This window comes from Anatilimnocola floriformis (genome assembly GCF_024256385.1).
Classification (GTDB): Bacteria; Planctomycetota; Planctomycetia; order Pirellulales; family Pirellulaceae; genus Anatilimnocola; species Anatilimnocola floriformis.
Map to the genome: position 1 here is coordinate 1441872 of NZ_JAMLFW010000002.1, position 24570 is coordinate 1466441.

The window sequence follows — 24570 nt, forward strand, 5'->3', positions numbered from 1 at the left end:
TCGCGTGCGAACATACAACACTGGTGCGCGAAAAATGAAATCAGCGTAACTCCATGAGGTAAAAAGTCTTGCGACAGAAATAAGCCACTGATTTCACCAGATCGTACAACACCGGGCCGAATGCCCTGTTTGCATCTTGCGCAATTATTCGATGCTGTAAGTCGCTTGATAGAAATCACTTGCGGACTGGGCCGATTTCATAAGCTCGTTATTTCGGCTTGCACGGCCACAACAACCAATCGGTCGGTCAACAACAATCGATAGCTGAGTTGCATTCGCTGCTCCGCTAGGAAACAAGCGAAGTAATTGAAGTACTTGCAGCCACATGTTTCTTCACGGATTCGTGTCGGGGATCGATTCCTTGAGTTCCCTGGCCGTATCTCCCAGAGTCCAATCCTTCGAGCGAACGTTGCGATCGATTTGCTCCAGCGGCCAATAAATCACGGCTGAAAATTTGCCGCCGATGCGGTAGGGCTCTAAGTTTCCCTCCAATTGGTAATCGTCGTTCTTTTTAATCAAGCCGACACCTTGGGGAACAGTTAGCAGGAAGTAGCTCCCCACGTAGAGTGCCGCTAAGAGCAACAGGATGCCGATGATGACCGGAGCATGGGATTCGCGCTGCATGGTTGTCCCTCGCGACTTGTTCAGCCGCTTACATTGACATTGTAAGCCTTGCGTAGGACGAACCATTGGTTCGTCCAAGAGCAGCGAGTGCAGAAGATTTGGCTTGGTACCCGCATCGGGAGCGGACCAATGGTCCGTCCTACGCTGATGCAAAGAAATCAGCGTTTGGCTCGCAAGGCAATCAGCGCAATGCCGCTCATCACGGTTTGCAGAAATAGGAGCACGGTCATCATCGGATAGAACAGGCGATGGCCGCCGACCAAATCCCATTGGGTCACGCCGGCGGGAAACCAGCCGACGACAAAGGCGAACGCCATCACGAGCATGATCGCACCGCCGATGAAGGAGGCCCAGGCGGCCCAGAGGCGGTTCTGCAACAGGCTCCAACCGAAATAGATAAACGGGCCGTGCCCAGCGAACATGATGAGCATCACCGTCGGCAGTAGCTTGGGCAGATTGAAATCGGCGGGGCGATCGACCACTGCTCCCGCGTTGACCATATACAGAATGATGAACATGCTGAGGATGACCGCGACATGGGTAGCCATGATCGTCAGGCCTGCGTCGCGAATGCGCTGCGGCTGCTGACAGATGCGCAGCGCCCGCCGTGGCAACGATGTCCGTCGCGCCTGAATTTCTTCACCGGCGAGAAAGTGCTGCAAGTCCGCGGCGAGATCTTGCGCGGTTGCGTAGCGATCGGCGGGTTGCTTCTCGAGGCAGTGGAGGCAAATCGTTTCGAGATCGCGAGCAATCTCGGGCCGTTGTGATCGCAGCGGGCGGGGCGGCGTGTGACGCACGAGGTCGAGCACCTCGAGCGGTGTCGTGCCGAGAAACGGAGGACGGCCGCTGAGGAGTTCGTACAGAATCGTGCCCAAGGAATAGATATCGGCCGCGGGGCCAGCCTGCTCGGGATCGCCGAGAGCTTGCTCGGGCGCCATATAGAGCGGCGTGCCGACCACACCGCTAGTGCCGGTCGCTTCCAGTTCTTCTTCGGCGAGGCGGGCCAGGCCGAAGTCGACAATCCGCGGCACGAAGGGAAACTCCTGACTTTGGCCAGCGATCTTGGCGACGGGAAAGAGCAAGACGTTGTTGGGCTTGAGATCGCGATGCAACACGCCGCGGTGGTGGCTGTAATGCATGGCTTCGGCCAGCTGCTGCACGATGCGGGCAGCCACGCGCGGCGAAACCGGCACGCTTTGCGCGCGGAGCCATTCGGCCAGGCTGGGGCCTTCGCAATACGCAAACGCGATATACGACAGCGCATCGCCATCGCCCAGTTCATGAATCGGCACGATTCCCGGATGATCGAGGGCCGCCGTCGCGCGACCTTCACGGCGAAACCGCTCGCGCAGACCTGTGCTATGTAGTACATGCCAGCGCGGAACTTTCAGCGCCACTTTGCGATCGAGCAGCGGGTCGCGAGCGAGATAGACAATGCCGAAAGCGCCCTGCCCCAGCAATTTTTCGATTTCGAAGCGCCCGATGTTCGTCGGCAACGTGGCTTGTCCGGCGAGTTCGTTCCGCGGCCACCGCCGTTCGAGTCGCTGCAAGCATTGGGCGAGACTCTCGGAAATGAGGGTAGCGCCGGCTTCGCTATCGGTAGCGATGATCTCCAGCCCCTGCCGAAGTTGCTCCGCATAGGCAGTCAGTGCTTCGACGTCGGCAGGAGAAGGATCGAGCTTCAACGGACCAATAATATTGAGAGGAAAAAGGGGCAGGGACTTCTTTTAGTTTACTCAAATGCCCCGGGAGGGCGAGGCTCCCGCCGAGCCGCGCCGGTCGAAAGCAGTCGCCAACGGCCTTCGCAATTCCACCTCGGCGGCTCGGCGGGAGCCTCGCCCTCCCAGCGGCTGCTATTGCTTTAGGCCGCTGGTACAATAGGCCGGAAGATTTCGTCTTCGCGGGCGAACTCTCCTTGTCATATTGCGCGCACGCTCGTAGCACCTGCAGGATTGGCTCATGGCCTGGCTGGAATCGATCCGCTTCGATGTCATTCCGATCTGGCTCCTCGTCTGGACCGGCTGGCTGCTGGTAACGGGCTCGATCGGTGAATGCTGGCGGCTGATGTTCGACCGCTACTCGCCCATCCTCGTGCGCATTTCGATGCCCCTGGCGATTGTCGGCCTGGCCACGGCAGCGACGTTTGTTTCGCTCAGCGTGCTCTATCCCGTCGGGTTGTGGCTCGGCTTCGGCAAGGCGACGTATTACTGGCTGCTAGTCGCGCTATTTCTCGCGCCCTTCGACGTTTGGCCGGCGGTGTGGTCGAGCGAAACGCGGACCGGCTGGAAAGTGACGCTTCGCAACATTGGCCTCAAGCTGGCGCTGCCGCTGCTGATTTCATTGGGCGGGTTGCTCACACTGTGGGTTTATTCCTGGCTGACGACGAAGGTGCAGTCGCTCTTCATCTATATGCGCTGGGGCCGGTTGTCGGCCTGGTTCGGCGATTGGTTTGTGCTGCAGAAGGAATTCGACGCCGATCAGCTGACGTTCGATCATCCCTGGACGCTGCTGCTCCTCGTGGCGATTCCGGTGCTGTTTGTCATCAGCTATCGCTCGCTCGCGGCGCTCGGCAAGTATCGGCGAATGTTCGCGCTCGGTTATCGCGGCCGGGTGCTCTTGCTGATGATTCTGGCGCTGGCCGGCGTGCAGTTGCAAAAGATCAGCGAGCGGATGACGGTCATGTATCTGCTCGATCAGTCCGAAAGCATTCCGAAGCACGTGCGCGAAGCCATGCTGCAGTACGTCATGCAAGACGTCGCGCTGAATCGCCGCAAAGGGGATTTGAAGAGCGCCACCGAGGATAAGGCCGGCGTGATTGTCTTCGGCCGCGAAGCCACGATCGAACATCCGCCGTTCGCCGACGATATTCGTTCGGTTGGCAATCTCGAGAGTCTGTTCGAATTGCGAACCGATGCCACCAACATAAGCTCGGCGCTGAAGCTCGCGCAGGCGGCGTTTCCCGAAGATAGCGCCAAGCGAATCGTGATCATCACCGACGGCAACGAAAATCTGGGCGATGCCCGCTCGGTGGCCAGCGGTTTGGCAGCGAATGGCATTGGCATCGACGTCGTCGCTGTGACGCTCACCGCTCGCAATGAAATCGCCGTAGAAAAAGTCGGCTTGCCAGCCGATATCCGCCGTGGTCAGCCGCTCGAAGCCCGTATCGTCGTGCAGAACTACGGCACGGAAGTGGTATCTGGCAGTTTGCGGCTGGTGCAAAATTTCAACGGCCTCGATAACCTGCTGCAGGAATCGCGGGTCACGCTGCAGCCGGGCAAGAATGTCTTTTCGGTGCAGCACACGATCGATCATCCGGCCGGTTACACCTACACGGCGAAGTTCGTGCCCGATGCGTCGGCTGGCGACGCAATGGAGCAGAACAACACGGCGACGGCCTTCACGCATGTGCGCGGCAAGGGTCGCGTGCTGATGATTGTCGATGCCGAGAACCCGCGCGAGTTCGATCCGCTCATTCTCAAGCTCGGCGAACTGAACATGGAAGTCGATCGCATGCCGAGCGACAACCTGTTTACTTCGCTCGCGCAGCTGCAGGGGTACGACTGCATTGTGCTGGCCAATGTCGCCCGCTCGAGCGGCGGCAACGAAGAAGCAGCCGCTTTCACCGACGAGCAGATCGCGATGCTGGTCCGCAACACCGAGCAGTTCGGCTGCGGCCTGGTAATGATCGGCGGCCAGAACAGCTTCGGCGCCGGCGGCTGGGTAAACACCGAACTCGAGAAGGCGATGCCCGTCGATTTTCAAATCAAGAACAACAAAGTGAAAGCGGTCGGCGCGCTCGTGCTGCTGATGCACGCCTGCGAAATTCCCGACGGCAACAACATTCAAAAGAAGGTGGCCGAAGCCTCGGTGAAGGTTCTCGGCCCGATGGATTACTGCGGCTTGCTGCAGTGGGAAAACTTCACCGGTGGCGACAACTGGCTATGGTTCGACAAAGGCAAGGGCCTCGTCCGCGTCGGCGATCGGCAAAAGGACATGGTCAATCGCATCGGCCGCATGACGCCGGGCGACATGCCGGCCTTCGATCCCGCAATGGGCAAGGCGATCAAAGAATTTGAAGCCAATCCCGCCTCGGTCAAGCACATGATCGTGATCAGCGACGGCGATCCTTCGCCGCCGAGCCCCGGTGTGCTCGCGCGGTTTGTGAAAGCGCAAGTGACGGTCAGCACCGTGGCCATCGGTTCGCACGGCCCGGCCGAAAGCAGCTTGTTGCAATCGATCGCCAATCAAACCAAGGGAAAGTACTACGCGGTCAACAATCCCAAGGCCATTCCGAAAATCTTTCAGCGCGAGAGTCGCCGGGTTGCTCGGCCGCTGTTGCATCAAGAACGCTTTCAGCCGTTCGTGGTGCCAGGCGCGCAGGGACACGAGATGCTGCAGAACATCGACGGCGATCTGCCGCAACTCGATGGTTTCGTGATGACGACAGTGAAGGAGAATCCGCTCGTCGAAGTGCTGATGCGTTCGCCCGTACCGATCAGCAAGGATGAAGACGGGAAGCAAGATCCGCGGAACTCGACGATTCTCGCGGTGTGGACCTACGGCGCTGGCAAGACCTGCGTCTTTACCTCTGACGCCGGCGCGCAATGGGCCAAGGACTGGACCGGCTGGGAGAATTACAACAAGTTCTATAGTCAGATGATTCGCTGGGCGATGCGCCCCGTGAACGAAGAAGGGAAGTTCAGCGTCGCGACGGAAGTGAAAGACGGCAAGGTTCGCGTTGTCGTCACCGCGCTGAAGGAAGACGATGAGTTTTTGAACTTCCTGAATATGTCGGGCGTCGGCGCCGATCCGGAATTGAAAAACTTGCAGCTCAACATGCAGCAAGAAGCGCCGGGCCGCTACGTCGGCGAGTTCGATGCCGACAAGGCCGGCAGCTATTTGCTCGCCATCAACACTGGCACGGGCGGTGCGCCGCTGCTGACCGGCATCACAGTTCCTTACTCGGCGGAATATCGCGAGCGCGAGTCGAACATGGCCGTGCTCGAAGGTCTCGCCAAGATTGTTCCCAGCGGCAGCACGCAGGCCGGCACGCTGATCGACGAACCGCTCGATCGCGACACCGTGCCGCGACTCGTCAAGAAGCACGACAGCTTTCGTCGCACGCTGCAAAAGGCCAACAGCAGTCACGACATTTGGCCGATCTTCCTGATGGTAGCCGGCGTGATTTTTCTCGGCGACGTGTTTGTCCGCCGCGTACAAGTCAGTTTCGATTGGATCCTGCCGGCCCTGCTGGTTGGTTGGAATTGGCTCCTCCGCCGCGAAGCCGAAGCTGCACCCGACGAACGGATGGATCGCCTTCGCAACTTGAAGGCGAGTGTTTCCGGCCAGATGGATGAACGCCGCGCTGCCGCCCGGTTTGAACCGCAAGTCGATACCGACGCGCCGGCTCGCGACCCGAATGAAGTCCTCGGCGAAGCATCGGCAGCCGGTCCCGCCCAACCGCCACCACAACAACGCCCCACCAGCCAGGCGCCGCAAACCGAAGAAGAGTCGTACACCGAACGACTCCTCAAAGCCAAGCGGAAGAACCGTCCGCCGCAGTGATCATTAAAATTAACTTTGTTCGTTCATCAGCCAGACCCCACCGAGCTTGCTCGGTGGTGAAATGATTATGCACCAGTCAGCAACCGCGAAAATCACTGCCCCCACCGAGCTCGTCTCGGTGGAGCAAATGATTTCCACGGTGGTTCAATCATCCGCTCCACCGGCACCAGGCCGGTGGGGGCGAAGACTGCGACCTTGGAGTCTGGTGCAAAATCAGTGCTCCACCGAGCAAGCTCGGCGGGGGCAGAATTTTTCATTCATTCAAACAGACAATTAATTTAAGCACCCCTGAGGAGCATTCATGAGTATCGGCGAGTCGATGCAGAAGCAGGCCGAGGAATTTCGCAATCGGTACAACGCAGTCCGCGAGCAGATCGGCCGCGTGATCGTCGGCCACGACGACATCGTGCATGGCGTGCTCACGGGCATGTTCATCGGCGGCCATTGCTTGCTCGAAGGGGTTCCCGGCCTCGGCAAGACGATGCTCGTGCGCACGCTGGCCGAAACGCTCGATCTGAAATTCAACCGCGTGCAATTCACGCCCGACCTCATGCCGTCCGACATTCTCGGCACGAACATGATCAACGAAAACGCCGAAGGCCGCCGCGTCTTCGAGTTTCAACGCGGCCCGATCTTCACGCAGATTCTGCTCGCCGACGAAATCAACCGCGCCACACCGAAGACCCAATCGGCGATGCTCGAAACGATGCAAGAAGGCACCGTCACCGTCGCCGGCCAGCGCTACGAACTCGAAAAACCGTTCTTCGTCCTCGCCACGCAAAACCCGATCGAACAAGAAGGGACCTACCCGCTGCCGGAAGCGCAGCTCGACCGCTTCTTGTTCAAACTGGTCGTCGGCTACTCGGGCCGCGAAGAGTTGGCCACGATCGTCGATCGCACGACGAAGGGCATCAACATTCGCCCCGAGAAAGTGATGGACGGCACGGAAATTCGCACCTGGCAAAAGCTGATCCGCGACGTGATCCTCGCCCAGCACGTGCAGGACTACATCGTGCGATTGATTCTCGCGACGCATCCCAACGGCCCGTACGCCCTGCCGATCACCAACCAATACCTCCGCTGGGGCAGCAGCCCCCGCGGCGCGCAAACGATCGCTCTCGCCTCCAAGGTGCGTGCACTCCTTGAAGGCCGCTACAACGTCAGCTTCGAAGACGTCCGCCGCTCGTTCCTCCCCGCGATGCGCCACCGCGTGATTCTGAATTTCGAAGCCCAAGCCGAAGGCCTCGATACCGATCACGTGCTGCTCGAAATCCTCGAGAAGCTGCCCGAGAAGGGCGAAGACGCGCCGGTAAAGGCGGCACTGGCGCGATAAGGAGCAAGAGGATGGAAATCAACGACGAAGCAGAGCAACGGAAATCTAAACTCAAAGCCGTCATCGAACGGATGCAGCGAAACCCAATTGCGTTCGACGCGCCGAAGTTCACGCGAGAGGAACTACACGAGCGGCGCGAGCGACCAACCGATAAACACGATTCCCCTTAGCCACCAGCTTTAGCTGGTGGTCGGACGGAGAAAAGGTTCCCGGCTTTAGCCATTAACAATCGACGTCGATCGTGGAATGGCTAAAGCCGGATCCTTCGAGATCGTGAACCACCAGCTAAAGCTGGTGGCAAAGAGGAAGAAAGAACTACTGTCGATCAACACGATTTCACATCATCCACTAACAAACCCCGGACACCTGCCATGTCCAACCATTGCTTCCACGAGATCTTCCTCCACATCACCTGGCACACCAAAGACAGCTATCCCTTGATCACCGCCAGCATCGAATCCGAAGTTCATTCACTGCTACGCAAACGCTGCGGCGAGGCCAAAGGAGTCTGGCTGCACGCACTCAACGGAACGCCAAATCACGTCCATATCGCGATCAGTATCGAACCGACGGTCACCATTAGCGATTTCATCGGTCAGCTCAAAGGCGGCTCAGCGTTTGACTTCAACAAGACAGCCCGCATGAAGCGCATGGAATGGCAGCGCGGTTATGGCGTGGTGAGTTTCGGCAAACTGAACCTGCCTTGGGTCACTCGCTATATCGATAACCAGAAAGAACACCACGGCTGCGGAACGCAGATTGATCGACTCGAGCGGTTTTGCGAATACGATGAAGGAGAGGGATATGATGCCCGCAGTTATTGAGCGTGAACCAATAGCAGGAAGTTTCCGGTTTCAGCCATTCGATGGTCGACGTCGATTATCGATGGCTAAAGCCGGAGACTTTTAGGGATTGCGATCCACCAGCTAAAGCTGGTGGCTAAGAAGACAAAAACTCAACGAGCGATTAGTCAGCGTTTAAGCGCGCATTCTGCGAAAATCGATTCAACAACCATCGGTCAACTCCACCAACCCATGTCCACTGTCAACGAAATCCCACTCCTCAACCCTCAGCTCCTCGCGCAGCTGGAGCGGCTGGAATTGATGAGCCGGAAGATTTTTCGGGGGCGGATGAAGGGCGAACGGCGGAGCAAACGTAAAGGGCAGAGCGTCGAGTTTGCCGATTTTCGCAATTACGTTCCTGGCGACGATCTGCGGTTTATCGATTGGAATTTGTACGCTCGCATGGACCGGCTGTTCCTCAAGCTGTTTCTCGAGGAAGAGGATCTGCACGTGTATGTGCTGATCGACGCCAGCACCAGCATGACCTTCGGCGAGCCGACGAAGTTGCAGTACGCCAAGCAACTCGCCGCGGCCCTCGGTTACATCGGTTTGACTCGTGCCGACCGCGTGAAGATCGAATCGCTGGGCACGTCGCATCGCAACCCCGGCCCGATCCTTCGCGGCAAGGCCAGCGTCTGGCGGATGGTCGAACACCTCAACAGCATTCAGCCCGGCGAAAACATTTCGCTCGCCGAGGGGATCAAGAACTTTTGCATCCGCAATCAAAGCAAAGGAATTCTCATCCTCATCACCGATCTGATGGACAAGAGCGGTTACGAAAAAGCCCTCAAGCTGCTCGTCGCTCAGCAGATGGATTTTTATCTGCTGCACGTCCTCAGCCCCGAGGAGATCAATCCCGAGATCAAAGGGGACCTCCGCCTGGTCGACGCCGAAGACAGCGATATCGCCGAAGTCACCGTCAGCCGGCCGTTGCTCGACCGCTACAAGCGCACGCTGGCCGCCTTCGTCGACGGCGCGAAAGATTACTGCACCCGCCGCGGCATGAGTTACTTGATGACGAGCACGGAAACGCCGGTAGATAAACTGGTGGGAACGTATTTGCGCAAGCGGGGATTGGTGCGCTAATGATCCAATTCTTCACCAGCCACTTCCTGAATACCCTCACGCTAGGCCAATGGCTGATCTTGGCGCTCGTGCCGCCGGCAATTGTCGCGCTCTATTTCTTGAAGCTGCGCCGGCAACCACTGCAAGTGCCATCGACCTATCTGTGGAGCCGGGCGATCGAGGATTTGCATGTCAACTCGCTCTGGCAACGACTGCGGCAGAGCCTGCTGTTGTTGTTGCAGTTGCTGCTTATCGGCCTGCTGATCTTCACGCTGGTGCGGCCCGGTTGGAAAGGGACCGAGCTTGTCGGCAGTCGTTTGATTTTCATGGTCGATACCTCCGCGAGCATGAACTCCGCCGATGTGAAGCCGACGCGGCTCGACTCGGCCAAGCAACAAGCGCTCGCTCTCATCGAGCAGATGAAGCCCGGCGATGTCGCCATGGTCATCAGCTTTTCAAACGTCGCTAAAGTCGAGCAAACCTTCACTGACAACCGCCGCCTGCTGCGGCAAAAAGTCGAGCTGATCGCGGCGACGAACCGCAGCAGCGATCTGAGCGAAGCCCTCCGCGCCGCGAGCGGCCTGGCCAATCCCGGTCAGACCGGCGACCCGAACAATAAAGATGACATTCAAACGGCTGAGGCGCAGCCGGCCACGATGTATCTCTTCACCGACGGCGGTTTCAACGCAGTGCCGACCTTCCGCCTCGGCAATCTGAAAGCGGAGTACGTGAAGGTCGCGTCGGCCAAGCCGCGGAACATCGGCATCGTCGCCTTCAGCACCGACGCCAATCCGGAAAAGCCCGGCCAGATCCAAGCCTTTGCCCGCGTCGAAAACTACGGCCTCGCAACCGAGAAAGCCGTCGCGACACTGTATGTGAACGACATCGAGCTCGATTCGCAAAACGTCGAAGTCGCGGGCCGCGATCCGAAGAACGATTTGCCCGGCGCTGCCGGCGTGAAGTTCGAAATGGACACGATCGAAAACGGCGTGCTCAAACTCGAGCTCGAAATCAAAGACGACTTGCCACTCGACAATCGGGCCTACACCGTCGTCAATTTGCCACAGCCGGCTAAGATTCTGCTCCTCACGCCCGGCAACGATGCGCTCGAACTGGCACTCGCCACCGATGAAGCCGTGAAGATGGCCAAGGTGACCAGGCAGCCGCCGAAGTATATGGAAGATAAAAAGTACCTCGACGCCGCGGCTGACAGTTCGTACGACCTGATCATCTACGATCAGTGCGCGCCCAAGCAGATGCCGAACTGCAACACCCTCTTCATCGGCACGCTCCCTCCTGGCAACGAATGGCAGGCCGCCCCAAAAGCGTTTCCCACGATCGTGCGCGATGTCAATCAGCTGCATCCGCTGTCGCAGTTGCTCGCCATGGAAAACGTGAAGATCCTCGAATCGACGCCCCTCACCGGCCCGCCCGGCAGCACGCCGCTGATGGAAGCCTACGTCGGTCAGGGCGCCGATACCAAGTTCAGCACCATCTACATGATCGGCCCCCGCGCGGGCTACGAAGATGCGGTGCTCGGCTTTGAGATCGTCGGCGTCGATGAAAAAGGAGACGTCGTCAGCAACACCGACTGGATGCGGCGACGGAGCTTTCCCGTCTTCGTCCTCAACGCCATCAAGTATCTCGGCGGCGTGCGCACCGGCCTAGCCATGCCCAGCGTGAAGCCGGGCGCACCAGCAGCGCTGCGAGCACTAACCGCCGTGAAGACGCTCACTGTTCGCTCGCCGCGCGGCGAACAATTCGCCATCGATCGCGAAGCCCAGAATCAATTCATCTTCACTCGCACCGACGACCTGGGCGTGTACGACGTGCGCGAAGGCTCGGGCGACAAGGTTTCGCAAAAAGTCGCCGTCAATCTGTTCGACCCGCGCGAGAGCAACCTCGAGCCCCGCGAAAAAATCGAAATCGGCGAAGAGATCAGCGCTCAAAAGGCCAAGCAAGTCTCGCGTCAAGAACTCTGGCGCTGGCTCCTGCTCGGCGCCATCGGCCTGCTGATCTTCGAATGGTACGTCTACAACCGCCGCGTGTATTTGTAATCGACGTGGGCTGGCACGATCGGCGAGAAAAGATCGTTCTGCAGCTCATGCCGGAACAGCGCGGAGTATCGCTCGTTCTGGCCTACGTTGAAAGTTGGCCGCGCCCCACGCATACTGCTCGCTGCCCACTAAAAATCACTCCCCGGTGCGATATGTCGAAACTACTCGCTGCGCTGCTCCTGTTCCTCGGCTTGGCCTTCGCTGCTCCTCTGACAGCGCAAGAAAAAACCGAAGCCGCTAAGGAAGAAGCCAAAAAGGAAGAACCTAAGAAAGAGACGCCGAAGAAAGAGGAGCCCAAAAAAGAAGAACCTAAGAAGGAAGAACCCAAACCCCCAGCGCGCAAGCCCAACATCGTGTTCTTCCTTGCCGACGACTTAGGCTACGGCGATATCGGCGCTTTCGGTCAGGAGAAAATCCGCACGCCGCGGCTCGATAAGCTGGCTCGCGAAGGGATGCGGATGGTGCAGCATTACTCGGGTAATGCAGTGTGTGCGACTTCGCGTTGCGTGCTGATGACCGGCGTGCATCCGGGGCATGCGATCGTCCGCGACAACAAGCAGGTCAAGCCGCAGAGCCAGTTTCCGCTGCCGGAAGGGACCGTCACGCTGCCGAAGCTGCTCAAGGAAAACGGCTACGCCACCGGCGCGTTCGGCAAATGGGGCCTCGGCGGCGACGACACCACTGGCGAACCGACGAAGCAATACATCGATCGCTTTTACGGCTACTACTGCCAGGCCGTGGCCCACAATTACTACCCGACGTTTCTCTGGGACAACGCGACGAAGCAGATGCTCGAGAACGAGCCGTTTGCCTCGAATCAAAAGTTGCCAGAGGGGGCCGATCCGAATGATCCGAAGAGTTACGAACGCTACAGCGGCAAGCAGTTCGCGCCTGATCTGATCGCCGAAGAGGCTTTGAAGTTTGTCAAAGACCACAAGGACGAACCGTTCTTTTTGTTCTTCCCCACGACCATTCCACACCTAGCGCTGCAGGTGCCGCAGGATGGACTCGATGCTTACAAAGGGGCGTTCACCGAAGACCCGCCGTACCCGGGCGGCAAGGGCTATCTGCCGCATCGCACGCCGCGGGCTGCGTATGCAGCGATGGTCAGCCGATTGGATAGTTACGCCGGCCGCATTATGGATCTGGTCAACGAGCTCAAGCTCGACGAGCACACGATCTTTGTCTTCTCATCCGACAACGGCCCGCTCAATGATCGCTTCGGCGGCACCGACACCGACTTCTTCAACAGCAAACGCAACCTCCGCGGCTTCAAGGGCTCGCTCTACGAAGGTGGCGTGCGCGAACCGACGTTCGTTCGCTGGAAGAACAAGATCGAAGGAGGCACGCTCAGCTACCGCGTGACCGGCTTCGAGGATTGGCTCCCCACGCTGCTCGATCTCGCGGGCCTCGCCAAGGAAACCCCGAAGGGGCTCGATGGAATTAGTTTCAAAGCGGCCCTCGAAGGCAAAACGATGACGCAGCGGCCGTTCCTCTATCGCGAGTTTCCCGGCTACGGCGGCCAGCAATCGGTCCGAGTCGGCGATTGGAAAGCGATCAAGCAAGGCCTCGCCAAGGGCCCCGCCGAGATCGAACTCTACGACCTCCGCGTCGACGAATCGGAAACGAACAACGTGGCCTCGGCCAACCCAGACGTGGTGAAGCAACTCGCCGCGATCATGGACAAGCAGCACGTCCCCAGTAAGGATTTTCCGATCAAAGGTCTCGGCGATCCCATGCCGGAACCGATGGGGAAGAAGTGATGCGCCAGCTCTTCGCAGTCTGCCTGATTGTCGCCACGACGAAGCTCGCTGTTGCGGCGGAAGTTTCGCAGCCGGTGCGCAAATTCATCGAAACGAACTGCACGAGTTGCCATGATGCGGATACGAAGAGTGGTGGCTTGGATTTGACGGCGCTCGGTGGCGAACTAGGCGAGGCCGCGACGTTCAATCGCTGGGTGAAAATTCACGATCGCGTGAAGAGCGGTGAAATGCCGCCGCCGGAGAAGAAGGCCGAGAAGGCCGCGCCGCTGAAGGATCGCGACAATATCGTCAAGCAACTTGCCGATCAACTGGCGGGAACCGATAACCAGCGGCAGCGCTCACAAGGCCGCGTGCCAATCCGGCGTTTGAACCGGACCGAGTACGAAAACACGATGCGCGATCTGTTTTCGCTGCCGGGACTGCAGGTGAAGGAGTTGTTGCCCGAGGATGGCCGGGCCGATGGTTCTGACAAGGCGAGCACCGCGCTCGAAATCTCCGCTGTGCAGTTGCGGAAGTATCTGGAAGCGGCTGATTACATTCTCGACGAAGCCATCGCGCACGAAGACAAACCGATGGTTTTTCGCGAGCGTTTTCGCCGCATCGGTGGACTGGCGCAGTTTTGCGAATGCACCTTCCCGATCACGAAGGGGCGCGTCGACATGAGCGTGGTCGAAAAGATCCGCCCGCGCGACGGCAGTCAAGGCATTCACATGCGCGACTACGATCCGTATCTCCGCGCGATGGATTCGCTGGGCATCACGACGCACGCCAGGCCGTCGTGGGATGCGGTCATCGAAAACTTCTCGCCATTCCACTCGGGCTATTACCGGCTGAAGACTTCGGTCTGGAGTTTCAATTACAACAAGGGCGAAATCGGTCAGACCGATCGGATGCAATCGATCGCGCTCACTGCCGATGGACGTGTGCTCGCCTATCTCGACGCGCCATCGCAACAGCCGAAGGAATTTGAAGCCGTCGTGTGGCTCAATGAAGCCGAGGTGCTGGAGCTGAATCCGGCGAGTCTCTGGGCAAACTTCAATTCGGCCTACAACCACGAAGGGCCCGGCGTGGCCGTCGACTACTTTGATGTCGAAGGGCCGCTCAACGACATTTGGCCGCCGGCCAGTCATCGCCGTTTGTTCGGCAACTTGCCCGTCGCAGAACTGACGTACGAAAAAGATCGCGACTATCCGCGGCAGCCGGCCAAGCCGCAGCGAAAACCCGGTTTTCGACCCGATCATCGCGATGGCAAGGAGTTTCAAAAATGGCAAAGCGTCTGGTCGGCTGCATCTTCGCGGCCTAAGGATGATGCCCGTCGATTGTTGAAAGATTTCCTGCCGCGGGCCTTCCGCCGGCCGGTGGCTGCTGAGGAAATTGATGTCTACGTGAAGATCGCGCACGATCTCATCGACGCGGGCGACTACTTCGAAACGGCCATGCGAGCCGCTTATCGCGTGGCACTTTGTTCGCCTGATTTTCTGTTCATTCAGGAGATTCCCGGTTCGGCTTCACCGTCGGACCCAATGGTGCTCGATCAACATGCGGTGGCTACGCGGCTGTCGTATTTCCTGTGGAATTCGACGCCCGACGATGAGCTGCTGAAGCTCGCGGCCAGCAATCAACTCCATTCGCGAGCGCTCACGCAGCAGATTGATCGAATGCTCGCCGATCCGCGATCGGATCGCTTCGTCGAGGACTTTCTCGATCAATGGCTCGACTTGCGGAAGATCAACTTCACGAGTCCTGAGGCGCGACTCTATCCCGAGTTTCGGCCCGATCTGCGCGATGCGATGCTCGCCGAGTCGCGGGCGTTTTTCCGCGAGTTGCTCGCGCACGATTTGAGCGTGAGTCAGATTGTTGACTCGAGTTTTCTGATGCTCAATCAGCGCTTGTCGGAGCATTACCGCATCGGCGGCATTCAGGGAACGGAGATCCGCCGCGTGACAAAACCGGCCGGCAGTCCGTACGGCGGCCTGATGACGCAAGCTGCCGTTTTGAAAGTCACGGCCAACGGCACGACGACGTCGCCGGTGACGCGCGGCGCGTGGGTGATGGATCGCGTCCTCGGCAGGCCGCCGGATCCGCCGCCGCCGGACATCAGTGCGATCGACCCCGATGTCCGCGGCACGACAACGATCCGTCAGCAACTCGATGCCCATCGCAACAACGCGATCTGCGCTGGCTGTCATGCCAAGATGGATCCCGCCGGCTTCGCGCTCGAAAACTTCGACGTCATCGGCGGCTGGCGAACGCTCTACCGTTTCACCGGCGAAAAGCCCGCCACCGAAGGCACTCCGCGACTCGGCAAGGATCCGCAGAAGCACGATTTTCTCGGTGTGTTGCCGAACCAATGGGTGCACGTCATGAACAACGTTCGCTTCGGCCAGCCGGTCGATGGGAGCGGCGTGACCGTCGACGGCCAGGCGTTCAAAGACATTCATGAATTCAAACGCCTGCTGTTTGCCGAAGAAGAACAAATTGCTCGCAACCTGACCGAAAGACTGATTCAATACAGCACCGGCGCTCGCGTGAGCTTTGCCGATCGGCAGCAAGTCGACGCGATTCTCACGAAGACTCGGCCGGGGCATTTTGGTTTGCGCAGTCTGATTTGCGAAACGATTTACAGTCCTCTGTTCCGCCGGAAGTAAGCCATGAACACTGCCACTCAAAATGGAATTGGCCGGCGCGCGTTTCTCGCCGGCGCGGGGGTGATGCTGGCCTTGCCGGCGCTGGGTCGAGCTGCCGAAGCGCCGCCACCGCGGCGACTCGTGGCGATTCAGACCAATCAAGGGATCATGCCGCATCTGTTCTTTCCGGAGCGTGCAGGCCGCGAGTTCGAGCTGAGTCCATATCTGAAAGTGCTCGAAGCCTTTCGCAACGACTTCACGGTCTTCTCGAACGTCTGTCATCCGGGCGTCGACGGCGGGCATGCGAACGAAGTGTCGTTTCTCACCGGTGCGCCGCATCCTGCCGGCGCGGGTTTTCGCAATTCCGTTTCGGTCGATCAACTAGCCGCCGAGCAACTGGGGAATCAAACGCGGTTTTCTTCACTCGTCGTCGGCGTTTCGAACGGCGGTGATCCAAGCATGTCGTTCAATCGCAGCGGTGTGCTGATTCCACCCGAGAAGAACGCCGCGTCGCTGTATCGCAAGTTGTTCGTGCAGGGGACCGCGAAAGAGATCGAAGCCCGCGTGAGCGATCTCCGTTCCGGTCGCAGCTTGCTGGACACAGTGCAAGCGCGGGCCCGGCGGTTAGAAAAATCGGCTGCAGCCGGCGATCGGCAGCGACTCGATCAATACTTCTCTTCCATCCGCGAACTCGAACAGCAATTGCTGCAAGCCGAAGCCTGGGAACAAAAGCCGAAGCCGAAAGTGGCCCAGCCGGAACCGCCGGAGATCAAAGAGTCGTCGCAGCTGGTCACCAAGCTGAAGCACACGCTCGACGTGATCAAGCTCGCGCTCGAAACCGATTCGACCCGGATCGTGAGCTTGTTCATTCAGCCGCTCGGCGTCTTGTCCGAAATTCCGCAGGTCTCGCGCGAGACGCATTCGCTCACGCATCACGGCAATCGGCCGGAGATGATCGAAGAGTTGCAAAAGATTGAAACGGCGCAGTTCGCCGCCCTCCGCGATTTTCTGACGAACCTGCGCGGCGTGCAGGAAGCAGGGAGTACGCTGCTCGACCGGAGTGCGATTCTCTATGGCACGTGTATGGGCAACGCCAACGGCCATACCAACAAAGACTGGCCGATGATGCTGATCGGCGGCGGTTTCAAGCACGGCCAGCACCTCGCGTTTAGCAAGGACAAGAACGAAAATCTCGGCAAGCTGTTTGTATCGCTGCTGCAGCGCGTGGGTGTCGAGACCGATCGCTTTGCCGCCGCGAGCGGAACGATGCCAGGGCTGGAGATGGCCTGATGTGGCATGGTCAGGCGAGCTGGTTCGGGATAACGTAATTGCGTTGTTCTCGCACCGTTTTGCTTGTGTCCGCCTGGATTGCCACTCATGTTGATCGGCCTGACTTATGACTTGCGGAGCGAGTATCTCGCAGCCGGGCTGAGTGATGAAGAGACAGCCGAGTTCGATCGCGAATCGACGGTCGCTGCCATCGAAGGCGCATTGCAATCGCTCGGACATCAAACCGAACGGATTGGCCACGCCCGACAGTTGATTGCTGCGTTGCAAGCGGGCCAGCGCTGGGACTTGGTCTTCAATATCGCGGAAGGTCTTTCGGGGATCGCACGCGAAGCGCAAGTGCCGGCGATCCTCGATGTCTATGGCGTGCCGTATACCTTTTCCGATCCGCTGGTTCTCGCGCTCACGCTGCACAAGGGGCTGACGAAGACAGTGGTGCGACCCGCCGGCGTGCCGACGGCGCCGTTTGCGGTAATCGAGGAATTAGCGGATCTGCAAAACCTGGAGCTGCCGTTTCCGCTGTTTGCCAAACCGATTGCCGAAGGGACCGGCAAGGGCGTGACGCCCGCTTCGAAAGTGAGCGACGCGGCGCAGTTGCGGTCGACCTGCGATCAGCTGCTGAAGCAATTTCAACAGCCGGTGCTCGTCGAAACGTTTCTGCCGGGCCGCGAATTCACCATCGGCATGATCGGCACCGACGATGCTGCGTATGCGCTTGGCACGTTGGAAATCGTGCTCCTCGCGTCGGCCGAATCCGAAGTCTATTCGTACGTGAACAAGGAAGAGTGCGAGTCGCGCGTCGAGTATCGCCTGGTCCGCGCGAGCGACGATCCGCTGGTGAAGCAAGCCGAAGAAGTCGCGCTGCGGGCCTGGCGAGTGCTCGGCTGTCGCGACGGTGGCCGCATCGACATTCGCTGCGATGCCGCTGGCGTTCCTTGTTTTCTGGAAGTGAATCCGCTGGCCGGCATACATCCGGAGCACTCCGATCTGCCGATTCTGGCGACGAAGCTGGGGATTGCTTACGGCGACCTGATCGGCCGGATTATTCGGTCGGCAGAACAACGCATCGCTGCCACGCCGCGATCGCTGGCGCAGAAGTTTGATGCAGCCGTGAGGAAGAGTTGATGCCGCGCGTGTTGATCGTTCACAACGCAGTGGCTGCCGACGCATCCGCCGCCGAGCGCGATGTGCTCGCGCAAGTTGCCGTCGTGCAGCAAGCCTGCCGCGAGCACGGCTATGCGTGCGAGTCGTTCGCCTGCACCAGCGATCTGCAGCCGCTCATCGAGCGCGTTACCACCACTCGGCCTGCCGTTGTTTTCAATCTCGTCGAAGCCCTCGCCGGCCGCGATCAACTGGCTTGGTTGATTCCGGCGCTGCTCGAAACCTTGCACATCCCATGCACCGGCACGCCAGCGGTGCCGCTGAACCTGAGCAACGACAAACTGCGCACGAAGCAAAAACTGCAGCTCGCGGGACTGCCGACGCCGGCCTGGTTCACGGCGGAATCGCTCGCTGATTCGAAATCAGCCAACCAATTCGTGCCTGGTCAATACATTTTGAAAGCCATCGGCGAACATGCTTCGCTGGGTCTCGACGACAGCGCGGTAGTGCAAGTTGATTCCGCAACAGCGCTGCAGGAACAACTCCAAAAACAAACAGCCCGCCTTGGCAAAGCATGCTTTGCCGAACAGTTCATCGCTGGCCGTGAGTTCAATATTTCTGTGCTCGCCAGCGGCGCACTTCCCGAAGTGTTGCCGCCAGCCGAGATCGACTTCAGCGATTTTCCTGCTGGTAAACCGCGGATCGTTGGCCAGGCGGCTAAGTGGGATGAAGGAACCTTCGAATTCGATCACACGCCGCGGAAGTTCGACTTTTCTGCGAATGATGCGCCATTGCTCGAACGGCTCCGTTCGTTGTCGCGCTCTTGCTGGCAGGTGCTGGAGCTCGCTGGTTGGGCTCGCGTTGATTTTCGTGTCGACGAGCAAAATCAGCCGTGGATTCTCGAGGTTAACACCAACTGCTGTCTCTCGCCCGATGCTGGTTTCGCAGCCGCTGTCGAGCGCGGTGGCTACACGCTGTCGATCGCGGTCGAGCGGATCATCGCCGCCGTCCTCGCACCGAGCTCATCTCGGCCAGCGACAACATCGCCAACCAAAGCCAACAAAGTTGAGCTGCGCACCGATCCCAGCGCCGACGACGAAGCTCATGTTCGCGATATCGTCGACTCGACCGGTCTTTTTCGGCCGAACGAAGTCGACGTCGCCGCCGAGCTCGTTCGCGTGCGAATGCGCGATGGCCTGGCGAGTGGATATGAGTTTGTTTTCGCCGAGCAAAATGGCGAGGTTCTCGGTTATGCCTGCTACGGCCTCAATACAGTGACGCTCGCAAGTTACGACTTGTACTGGATTGCGGTGCGGCCGAACCTGCAGGGGCAGGGAATTGGTCGGCAACTGTTGGCCGAAGTCGAGCAGCGAGTGGCCTCGGCGAGTGGCAAGCAGATCTACATCGAGACTTCGCACCGGGCCGATTATGCGGCTACGCGGGCCTTTTATGAACGGTGCGGTTATGCGCTCGAAGGAGTCCTCCGCGATTACTACGCACCGGGCGATGACCGCGCCATTTACGTACGTCGCTGGTGACAAGTCATGACACTCGCTACGCAAATGGATTAGCGCAAGGATAAATTTTCGCAGCACCTTGCCCGCATAGTCCGGACGATCGCCACATCAGCCTTGCGGGCATCCGACATTTTGGCGTTGCCGCGTCTTCTGACGCCCGTTTTTTCTCACGGAATCTAAGTTTGTGTAAGCACGAACGGCAGGCATATGCCGCTCGGTTGGGGCAAACAATTTCAGGGGCAAGCTGAAGTGAACGAGAAACATACGATTTTGCATATTGATGACGACCCAGCCATTCTGCGGCTGGTCGCTCAGCGATTGGGTGACGAAGGGTATGAGGTGATTAGCTGCGGCGATCCAGATGCGATCGAGTCGGTGTTGCACGCGAGCAACGCCCGAGTCTGTCTGCTCGATATCGCCATGCCGCACGCCGATGGTTTGGAGCTGCTGAAAGAGATCAAGCGTTATGACGGCGGCGTGCAGGTGATCATGTTGACCGGCCTGGTGAGCATGAACTCGGTGCTCGACTCGCTGCGCAATGGCGCTGAGGCGTTGCACTTCAAACCGATCTTGGACTTTGAACCGCTGCTCGAAATTCTCGCCGATTCGTTCCGCAAGACCGAACGCTGGCGGAAAACCCTGGAAGAACTGCGGCAACGTCGGGCGCAAACGGCGCTAGCGTAATTCGTTCGCGTAATTCGTTCTGCGCTGCGTTACAATCCTCCATCACGTCCTGCCAGTGATGAAGGAGATTTGTGATGCTCGATTCTCGTCGGCGGATGATGCAAATATCCGCTCTTGCCGCGGCCGGTCTCATCGGCGAATCCGGCGCCGGTTGGCTGCACGCAGCCGACATGCTCGATGGCCTCGATCTGGCCGTCATCAATGCCAACATCCACACGGTGGATGAAAAACAACCGCAGGCGCAAGCGCTCGGAGTTTTTCAGGGCCGCTTTCGCATCGTCGGCAGCAATGACGAAGTGAAATCGCTCGTCACGAAGCGAACACGCGTAATCGATGCCGAGGGAATGACGATTGTTCCCGGTTTCATCGATGCGCACACGCACCCCGCCGCGGCCGGCGCCGAGCACTTGATGTACGTCAATTGCGATCAGCGCAGCGTGGCCGAAATCGTGGCGGCTATTCGCGCGCAGGCGGCGAAAACCCCCGAGGGAGATTGGATCATCGGCTTTAAGTACGACGATACCAAGCTCGCCGATGGCAGACCGTTGCTGAAGAGCGATCTCGATCAAGCGACGCAAAAACATCCGATCCGCGTGACGCATCGCGGCGGCCACACGGCAATCTACAACAGCCTGGCCTTTGAACGCGCGGGAATAACCAAGGAAACGCCCGACCCAGCCGATGGCAAGTTTGGCCGAACCGAAGTGGGCGAGTTAAGTGGTTTTGTTGCCGAAAAAGCGGTCGATCGCATCAAGCGCCTGCCGATTCCTTCGCGCAGCCAGGCCCGTGACGGCGTGAAGGTGATCGCCCAGCTGATGACAGCGGCCGGTCTTACCTCGGTACACGATGCGGATGCGGATAAGTCGAACTTTCTCGCCTATCAAGACGCGCGCGCGGCCGGCGAGTTACTTTTTCGCGTGTATGTGCTGGCTCACACGAGCCTGTTTGATCATTGGGTCGCCGCAGGTCTGCGGAGCGGCTTTGGCGATTCGTTTTTGAAGATCGGCGGCTTGAAGCTTTACGCCGATGGTTCTGCATCGGAGCGAACGATGCGAATGAGCAAGCCGTACATCGGCCGACCGAACGACTTTGGTTTGCTCGTCACCACGCAAGACAAATTGAATGAGCAAGTCCTCGCCGCACACGAGCAAGGCTGGCAAGTGGGCGTGCATGCCAACGGCGACGTCGGCATCGACATGGTGCTGAACGCCTATGAGTTAGCAAATCGATTTCATCCGCGGCCTGACCCGCGGTTTCGCATCGAGCATTGCACGCTGATCAACGAACCGCTGCTCGAACGTATGGCCAGGCTCGGCGCCATTCCCACGCCGTTCTACACCTACGTTTATTATCACGGCGACAAGTGGGCGCAGTACGGCGAGGAGCGCACGCGTTCGATGTTCGCCCATCGTTCGTTTCTCGATCACAAGATCAAAGTCGCCGGCGCGTCGGACTACGTTCCCGGTCCCTTCGAACCGCTGATGGCAATGCAAAGCATGGTGACGCGCACCGATTACAAAGGTCGCGCGTGGGGAGAGAATCAGCGAATCACGCCAGCGGAAGCGCTGCGCATCTGCACGTTGCATGGCGCGCATGCTTCGTTTGAAGAAAATCTCAAAGGCTCGATCACGCCCGGCAAGCTCGCCGATTTTGTGATGCTGGGCGCTGATCCGCTGCAGGTAGAGCCGAGCAAAATCAAAGATATCGCCGTGGTACGCACGGTCATTGAAGGGAAAACGGTACATCCACGGAACGTGGAATAGAGCCTTCTTAAAAATCGGGAATGTCACCGCCATCGTCGCGGTTGGCCAGGCGTTTGAGAATGAGCATGGAAGTCTGCTTCGTGAGCAGCAGCACATGGCCATCGAGAAGCCCGACCATCGCGCCGGCGGGATGAGCGGCGAGGAGCGGGTTGTTGAGACCACACCGGCCGATGCCGAGCGTGCCCCAATCGGGAGCTGAGTCGTGCTTGCCGTGGCGATTATTGCTGCCGATGGGATGCGCGATCGTGATCAGATTGCAAACGCGATTCGCGGGAATCGCCGGGCCATCTTTCTCGACCACAAAATCGAGATTCGTCCCCGCCATCCAACCGGCAGCGTCGTGGAACCCGTCACCCGCATCGCCGATGTTGACAGCCGTGTTTCGCCGCTGACCAGCATCGGTGTAATACCAATCCGAAACTTCGCCGACGATGATGGTGTTCGCCGTGCCGTCTTTGCAGGATTCGAACGTCACACAATCGTTGATTGTCAGCGTCCCATTCGCCGCAGCCCAGCCGCCAAAAGGACCGGCGCAGAAACGCTCCTTCGCATCGATCAACTGATCCGGTTCGTCCGTCGCGCCCATGATTCCCGCATAGCTGCAAACCGTTAATTTGAAATTGCTCAACTGTTGCGTTTCCGGCAACGGACTCGAAGGGCAGAGGAACAACTTGTAATTGCGGTCGTGATGCACACCGCGAATCGCCGGGCTGACATAATCGTTCGCTTCGGCTGCCAGACTGGCCGCGTACGTCTTGTCGTAGTCGCTAGCGCATTCCATGAACGGCCTGGTGGACAGCAGCCAGGATGCACCCCAAGAGACCCGCACATCATCATCCGCGCCATGCGTCCGATTCCGCGCTCCGTAGGGAAGATATAAAAACGTATCGTGATAGTTCTGCAGCGCTAGACACAGCTGCTTCGTATTGTTGCCGCATTGCATCCGCCGCGCCGCTTCACGGGCAGCTTGCACGGCGGGAAGTAGCGCCGCGGCGACGAGCAGCACGATGACGGCGATCACGATGTAAGGGGTGTAACGCATTGATCAGTATCCATCGCAGCCCGCGAATGATTCATCGCGACAGGCCAGCTTTTTGAGGATCAACAGTGATGTTTGTTTCGTCAGCAGCATCACATGCCCATCGAGAAAGCCAACCATCGCGCCGGCGGGGTGGGCGGAGAGAAGTGGATTGTTGAAACCACAACGGCCGATTCCTTTCGTTCCCCAATTCGGTGCCTTGTCGGATGCGCCGCCGCGATTGTTGGCGCCGATCGGTTGATCGATGGTGATCAGGTTGCAGACACTGTTGTTCAGAATGGGTGGACCGTCCTGATAGACATACAGTGCGACTTTCTCGGGCAACTCTGCGTTCTCTTTGAAACGCGGGTTGTCGATAAAGCGCAAGTTGTTCCCCGCCAGCCAACCGGCTTCTTCATCGAAGGCGATGTCGCCGGCATTGCCAATGCTGAGCGCGGGATTGCGCTTGGTTCCCGCGTCGTCAAAATACCAGTCCGAAACCTCACCAATCACAATCGTGTTGGCCCAGCCGTCGAGGGCCAGCGGCAAACACTCATTGATGACGAGCATGCCGTTTCCCGCAGCCTGGCCACTGTAGGGTGCGCCGACAATTCGCGAATCGGTAAAACTTTCCCATTTCGTTCCGGATTCATTAGTCGCCCCCATGATTCCCGCATAACTGGGAACTTGCAGTTTGCCGCCGGTCAGTGTTTGCCATTCGGGTAGCGGACTGGAAGGGCAAACGAAGAACATGAATTTCTTGCCGGAGACAACCGAGCGGACCTCGGTACTTGTGTAGCAACTGCCTGCTCTGGTTTGCTCGGCTGCGTTAATTTGCTGGAATTCATCATGTCCGTTTTCGAAGGTCAAGAGCGCGACGAGCCACGACCGGCCCCAGGAGATTTTTTCGCGATCCGCATCCATCGGACGGTTCTGCGCTCCGTGGGGGTAGAAATGAAATAAGTCGTGATAACTTGCGAGCGCAAAGCAGTGCGTCTGCATATTGTGGCCGCATTGCATTCGCCGCGCCGCTTCGCGGGCGACCTGAACGGCGGGAAAAATGATTGCTGCCAGAATGACGAGCACCACCGCCACAACGACGTAAGCACGCATCGCAGGCCGTCCTCGAGATGAGAAGAGAGGATTGAGAAGAGCCGCTCGTTAGTATACTTCTCGCTCACGCTTGGCGAAGCGCAGCGAGCAAAAAGGTAGCCCGAGCCGTGAGGCGAAGGTTTGGGCGATTGGAGATGGCCACCACCAACGTGTGGCAGCACAACGGATGCGGGGGAGAATCAATACTTTGCTATTAAACCGCCGCCGCGGA

Annotated in this window: 17 protein-coding genes; 13 read left to right on the forward strand and 4 right to left on the reverse strand. The window is 58.8% G+C overall.

Annotation, left to right across the window (positions count from 1 at the left end; genetic code table 11):
- Positions 1-333 precede the first annotated feature (333 nt).
- On the reverse strand, positions 334-624 hold the full coding sequence (locus tag M9Q49_RS30295) for a hypothetical protein (RefSeq protein ID WP_254513043.1): 291 nt from the start codon (positions 622-624) through the stop codon (positions 334-336).
- A 158-nt stretch (positions 625-782) separates the two neighbouring features.
- On the reverse strand, positions 783-2309 hold the full coding sequence (locus M9Q49_RS30300) for a serine/threonine-protein kinase (protein ID WP_254513044.1): 1527 nt from the start codon (positions 2307-2309) through the stop codon (positions 783-785).
- A gap of 274 nt (positions 2310-2583) precedes the next feature.
- Between M9Q49_RS30300 and M9Q49_RS30305 the strand changes: the two genes are divergently transcribed.
- The 13 genes from M9Q49_RS30305 to M9Q49_RS30365 all read left to right on the forward strand — a co-directional run bounded on the left by M9Q49_RS30305 (position 2584) and on the right by M9Q49_RS30365 (position 22228).
- Positions 2584-6189, forward strand: coding sequence for a VWA domain-containing protein (locus M9Q49_RS30305; RefSeq protein ID WP_254513045.1), 3606 nt, complete (start codon positions 2584-2586; stop codon positions 6187-6189).
- Positions 6190-6490: 301 nt separating this feature from the next.
- A complete protein-coding gene (locus M9Q49_RS30310) occupies positions 6491-7522 on the forward strand; it encodes an AAA family ATPase (protein WP_254513046.1) in 1032 nt (343 codons plus the stop codon).
- Between the two features lie 11 nt (positions 7523-7533).
- On the forward strand, positions 7534-7692 hold the full coding sequence (locus tag M9Q49_RS30315; RefSeq protein ID WP_254513047.1) for a hypothetical protein: 159 nt from the start codon (positions 7534-7536) through the stop codon (positions 7690-7692).
- A gap of 201 nt (positions 7693-7893) precedes the next feature.
- A complete protein-coding gene (gene tnpA / locus M9Q49_RS30320) occupies positions 7894-8346 on the forward strand; it encodes an IS200/IS605 family transposase (RefSeq protein WP_254513048.1) in 453 nt (150 codons plus the stop codon).
- Positions 8347-8556: 210 nt separating this feature from the next.
- A complete protein-coding gene (locus M9Q49_RS30325; RefSeq protein ID WP_254513049.1) occupies positions 8557-9450 on the forward strand; it encodes a DUF58 domain-containing protein in 894 nt (297 codons plus the stop codon).
- Entirely contained in the window at positions 9450-11486 is a 2037-nt protein-coding gene (locus M9Q49_RS30330; RefSeq protein ID WP_254513050.1) for a vWA domain-containing protein, read from the forward strand. The genes M9Q49_RS30325 and M9Q49_RS30330 overlap by 1 nt, the downstream gene beginning before the upstream one ends.
- A 152-nt stretch (positions 11487-11638) precedes the next feature.
- On the forward strand, positions 11639-13249 hold the full coding sequence (locus M9Q49_RS30335) for an arylsulfatase (RefSeq protein WP_254513051.1): 1611 nt from the start codon (positions 11639-11641) through the stop codon (positions 13247-13249).
- A complete protein-coding gene (locus M9Q49_RS30340) occupies positions 13249-15897 on the forward strand; it encodes a DUF1592 domain-containing protein (RefSeq protein ID WP_254513052.1) in 2649 nt (882 codons plus the stop codon). The genes M9Q49_RS30335 and M9Q49_RS30340 overlap by 1 nt, the downstream gene beginning before the upstream one ends.
- Positions 15898-15900: 3 nt before the next feature.
- Positions 15901-17166 carry a DUF1552 domain-containing protein gene (locus M9Q49_RS30345; protein WP_254513053.1) on the forward strand — a complete coding sequence of 422 codons (1266 nt, stop codon included), beginning with the start codon at positions 15901-15903 and terminating at the stop codon, positions 17164-17166.
- Between the two features lie 87 nt (positions 17167-17253).
- Positions 17254-18288: a D-alanine--D-alanine ligase family protein gene (locus M9Q49_RS30350; protein WP_254513054.1), complete on the forward strand. Its 1035-nt coding sequence runs from the start codon at positions 17254-17256 to the stop codon at positions 18286-18288.
- Positions 18288-19802 carry a GNAT family N-acetyltransferase gene (locus M9Q49_RS30355; RefSeq protein WP_254513055.1) on the forward strand — a complete coding sequence of 505 codons (1515 nt, stop codon included), beginning with the start codon at positions 18288-18290 and terminating at the stop codon, positions 19800-19802. The genes M9Q49_RS30350 and M9Q49_RS30355 overlap by 1 nt, the downstream gene beginning before the upstream one ends.
- Before the next feature lie 228 nt (positions 19803-20030).
- A complete protein-coding gene (locus M9Q49_RS30360) occupies positions 20031-20465 on the forward strand; it encodes a response regulator (protein WP_254513056.1) in 435 nt (144 codons plus the stop codon).
- A gap of 74 nt (positions 20466-20539) precedes the next feature.
- A complete protein-coding gene (locus M9Q49_RS30365; RefSeq protein WP_254513057.1) occupies positions 20540-22228 on the forward strand; it encodes an amidohydrolase in 1689 nt (562 codons plus the stop codon).
- A 7-nt stretch (positions 22229-22235) separates the two neighbouring features.
- Here M9Q49_RS30365 and M9Q49_RS30370 read toward each other — a convergent pair whose 3' ends face one another.
- Both M9Q49_RS30370 and M9Q49_RS30375 read right to left on the reverse strand, forming a co-directional pair.
- Complete coding sequence (locus tag M9Q49_RS30370) at positions 22236-23270, reverse strand: DUF1559 family PulG-like putative transporter (RefSeq protein ID WP_254513058.1); 1035 nt, start codon at positions 23268-23270, stop codon at positions 22236-22238.
- Positions 23271-23273: 3 nt separating this feature from the next.
- On the reverse strand, positions 23274-24359 hold the full coding sequence (locus M9Q49_RS30375; RefSeq protein WP_254513059.1) for a DUF1559 family PulG-like putative transporter: 1086 nt from the start codon (positions 24357-24359) through the stop codon (positions 23274-23276).
- Between the last annotated feature and the right edge of the window lie 211 nt (positions 24360-24570).

Bases quoted from the DNA above. Each gene is read 5' to 3' on its own strand.
- M9Q49_RS30295 (WP_254513043.1), bottom strand. From the start codon at position 624: ATGCAGCGCGAATCCCATGCTCCGGTCATCATCGGCATCCTGTTGCTC.
- M9Q49_RS30305 (WP_254513045.1), top strand. From the start codon at position 2,584: ATGGCCTGGCTGGAATCGATCCGCTTCGATGTCATTCCGATCTGGCTC.
- M9Q49_RS30310 (WP_254513046.1), top strand. From the start codon at position 6,491: ATGAGTATCGGCGAGTCGATGCAGAAGCAGGCCGAGGAATTTCGCAAT.
- M9Q49_RS30315 (WP_254513047.1), top strand. From the start codon at position 7,534: ATGGAAATCAACGACGAAGCAGAGCAACGGAAATCTAAACTCAAAGCC.
- tnpA (WP_254513048.1), top strand. From the start codon at position 7,894: ATGTCCAACCATTGCTTCCACGAGATCTTCCTCCACATCACCTGGCAC.
- M9Q49_RS30325 (WP_254513049.1), top strand. From the start codon at position 8,557: ATGTCCACTGTCAACGAAATCCCACTCCTCAACCCTCAGCTCCTCGCG.
- M9Q49_RS30330 (WP_254513050.1), top strand. From the start codon at position 9,450: ATGATCCAATTCTTCACCAGCCACTTCCTGAATACCCTCACGCTAGGC.
- M9Q49_RS30335 (WP_254513051.1), top strand. From the start codon at position 11,639: ATGTCGAAACTACTCGCTGCGCTGCTCCTGTTCCTCGGCTTGGCCTTC.
- M9Q49_RS30340 (WP_254513052.1), top strand. From the start codon at position 13,249: ATGCGCCAGCTCTTCGCAGTCTGCCTGATTGTCGCCACGACGAAGCTC.
- M9Q49_RS30345 (WP_254513053.1), top strand. From the start codon at position 15,901: ATGAACACTGCCACTCAAAATGGAATTGGCCGGCGCGCGTTTCTCGCC.
- M9Q49_RS30350 (WP_254513054.1), top strand. From the start codon at position 17,254: ATGTTGATCGGCCTGACTTATGACTTGCGGAGCGAGTATCTCGCAGCC.
- M9Q49_RS30355 (WP_254513055.1), top strand. From the start codon at position 18,288: ATGCCGCGCGTGTTGATCGTTCACAACGCAGTGGCTGCCGACGCATCC.
- M9Q49_RS30365 (WP_254513057.1), top strand. From the start codon at position 20,540: ATGCTCGATTCTCGTCGGCGGATGATGCAAATATCCGCTCTTGCCGCG.
- M9Q49_RS30370 (WP_254513058.1), bottom strand. From the start codon at position 23,270: ATGCGTTACACCCCTTACATCGTGATCGCCGTCATCGTGCTGCTCGTC.
- M9Q49_RS30375 (WP_254513059.1), bottom strand. From the start codon at position 24,359: ATGCGTGCTTACGTCGTTGTGGCGGTGGTGCTCGTCATTCTGGCAGCA.